The sequence below is a fragment of the Brachyspira sp. G79 genome (assembly GCF_002379365.1).
GTDB lineage: Bacteria > Spirochaetota > Brachyspiria > Brachyspirales > Brachyspiraceae > Brachyspira.
This window is the reverse complement of sequence record NZ_JQIU01000008.1, coordinates 15,428-18,532: the sequence shown is the minus strand read 5'-3', so window position 1 is coordinate 18,532 and position 3,105 is coordinate 15,428. Positions and strand designations below refer to the sequence as shown.

Genomic DNA, 3,105 nt, shown 5'->3' with positions numbered 1-3,105 from the left:
TTTACCAGAGTTTATACGATTATTAATGATATATAATTTTTTAAAGAACAAGTTAACTTCTTTTTTCTATTAGCAAAAATATCTTTTGTATTGTTCATATTAAAACTCTATATTAAATACTATTTTCTAAAAGTCTATCTCTAACATATTCTATTCTTCTTTTTAATTTTCCTTGGCTATTACTAGCATCAGAAGTAGTATATTCTTTAAATTCATCTGAATTAATCCAGTCTACATTTTTTACTTTTAAATTTTTATTTTTTCTCAAAGCAAGAGCAGATCCTATTGCTATAGCTTCAAACCGTACCCTAGGTGTTGTATTAGGAGTTTGAGGTTTAGCAAAACCATACTTAAAATTATTTTCAACAAAATCTAACATATTATTAAATTCTTCTCTGAACTTTTCTACATCAATACTATTTAAATTATCCTTTAAATAATTATCTAAAAATGGACTAACACTTTGTTTAAATTCTTCATAAGTATTTAAATATGCAAAAAACCTTAAAACTAATTCAAATCTTTCATATCTTTTTTCTCTATTTTGATTCATAGGAGCTAATCGTTTAAATTTTTCATTTTTTGAACACTCTTCTATTAACTTAGTAAGTTCACCACTATAAGATCCACGTCTTATTTCAGATGCATTAGCATGTACGCCACATGTATTGATTCTATTAAAAAGTTCATATCTAATATGTTCAGGTGTAGTTTCTTTTAATACAATAACCCTCATAGTTTTGTTTTGAAATTTTCTTTTTTGAGAATCCAATAAATCTTCAAAAGTAAATCCATTTAATGAATTAAGTTCCTTTAAGTCATCTAATATAATTTCATTTCCAATAAATGCTGCTAAAGTTTGAACTCTTTGTGCTCCATCTATAATTTCTAAACTACCATCTTCAGTATCACTAAAAAACATAAATGGTATTGGAAGTCCTAAAAATATAGATTCTATAAAACTATTTTTATATTTATTGTTCCAAACAAATTTTCTTTGATAAGGTGGAATAAAAAATTCTTCTTTTTTGAACTTATCAACTATATATTCTATTGTATAATCTTTAGTATCGTATTCTATTTCTCTTTGCTTTGCTTTTATTTGTTTTTCAGCTTCTTCTTTATTAGAATAAGTAATTTCTTTTTTTTTCATACATATTTCCTTATATGTTCTAAAATTGATTTACCTATAATTTCTGCTAATTTTGGTGGTACAGCGTTTCCAATATGTCTACCTGTTTTTGTAAAATTTATATCATTACCAAAATCATATTCTATAGGAAAAGTTTGTAAAAGAGCCCCTTCTCTTAAAGATATAGCTCTATCTTGTTCTGGATGTCCAAATCTTCCTGAGCCATAATTATAAAATTGTGTAGTTATTGTTGGAGATATATCATCAAAACTCATACGACCATAAACAGAAGTATAACTACTTCCAGAAGGCTTTTTATAACAATTTGGCAAAAGAGACTCATCCCAATCTTTCCAACTTCCTTTTGGTTTTGATTGTTTTATTCTTTTTATATTAATATCTTCCAAATTTTTAGCTTTATGCATAGGGTCTATATAGTAAGTTTCACCTGCTTTTATAGGAGGTAATGTTTTTATAATATCTTTTACTTTAACATAATTTGATTTATTATGAGTTTCTGGTAAAATATTTATAGTTCCATATTTAGAAGCTAATAATACCAATCTACGTCTATTTTGAGGAACACCATAGTTTTGAGCTAATATAAATGAATAACTTACACCATAATGTTTTTTTTTCAAATATGAAATAAAATTATAAAATACATCCTGTTTAGTTATAGCTGGTACATTTTCCATTGAAACAATATCAGGTTCTATTTTTTTTATTATTTTCAAAAAATAATCTAATAAATCTCTATCTTTATGTAGTTTAGAGGCATTATATTTAAATGTTTGAGATGAAAATGGTTGACAAGGAGCACACCCAACTAATATTTTAATATCATTTTTAGAAAAATATGACTTTAATGTATTTGGATCTAACGTTTTTATATCTTTACACATAAATGGGGCATTATTATTAGTTTCATAAATATATTTACATGAATTATCTATATCTATACCAAGTATAACATTAAGCCCAGCTTTCTTTAAGCCATAAGTTAATCCGCCTATACCACAAAATAAGTCAATAACCTTTATATCTTTATCCATATTTCTTATATACAACTAATTAATATTACTATAATGATTATATTTTAATTTATAAAAAAATTCCAGATTTTATATATTATTTTCTATTGTAAATATATATCACAAAAAATAATGCATATATGTTGCGATAACCTTTATTATCGCAACACCTATAATTAATAAATTATATATTTAATTCTTTTAATACAGCATCTCTAATATATTGAGATACACTGACATTATTCTGTTCTGCTTTTTCTTTTATTAAGAGCTGTTCTTTTTCACTAACACGCATATATAATTTGATATCAAGCCTATCTTCTGTTATTCTTTTTCTGCCTGAACCTTCACGAGCTCCGCCTGTATTTGCTCTAGCACCGCCCCAGCTATTTTTTTTATTATCCATTATTATGGCCTCTTTTTAATAAAAGAACTAATACTACTATATTAAGTGATAATGATACTACAGATAATATTGCATTTAAAGTTGTTAACATCTTGACAACTCCTTTATAATGTATATAATATTAACTATGGAAGTCAGGAGCCAAGTCGGCTAACTTAGCTCCCTTTCGTAACTAATAAAAATTATTTTTTAATTTTTATTAGCTTAACCACAATTACGATAAGTGTCAGGATATCAATAATTGTAGCTATGAAAGTTAAGACTTCCATAATTACCTCCTTCATTTCTTTAGGATTAATTATATTATACCACACTTGATGATTTTGTCAATACTTTTTCTACAAAAAAATAATAATTTTTTAACTTTTTTATTTAATAAAATTATAAGTGATTTATATTTGCTTGGCGGGGGTGGGTAAAATCTCTGCAGGCTTTTACTTGGTGCAACGAGTGGGGAGTCTTTTGTGCATGGCGATAATTTTTTTATTAGGGGGTACTGATAAAATTAGTGATATTATTATAATGTAAAAACG

General features: G+C 25.7%; 3 protein-coding genes. All 3 read right to left on the bottom strand.

Annotated features, from left to right (window positions below; translation table 11 throughout):
• Nucleotides 1–112: 112 nt before the first annotated feature.
• The 3 genes from KQ44_RS01810 to KQ44_RS01800 all read right to left on the bottom strand — a co-directional run bounded on the left by KQ44_RS01810 (nt 113) and on the right by KQ44_RS01800 (nt 2,572).
• A complete protein-coding gene (locus tag KQ44_RS01810; protein WP_020003675.1) occupies nt 113–1,153 on the bottom strand; it encodes a DUF262 domain-containing protein in 1,041 nt (346 codons plus the stop codon).
• Nucleotides 1,150–2,187 (bottom strand): DNA cytosine methyltransferase, encoded by a 1,038-nt coding sequence (locus KQ44_RS01805; protein ID WP_020003674.1) that lies wholly within the window; start codon nt 2,185–2,187, stop codon nt 1,150–1,152. Before KQ44_RS01805 ends, KQ44_RS01810 begins: the two co-directional genes overlap by 4 nt.
• 163 nt (nt 2,188–2,350) lie before the next feature.
• Nucleotides 2,351–2,572, bottom strand: coding sequence for a DUF6290 family protein (locus tag KQ44_RS01800; protein ID WP_008727272.1), 222 nt, complete (start codon nt 2,570–2,572; stop codon nt 2,351–2,353).
• Between the last annotated feature and the right edge of the window lie 533 nt (nt 2,573–3,105).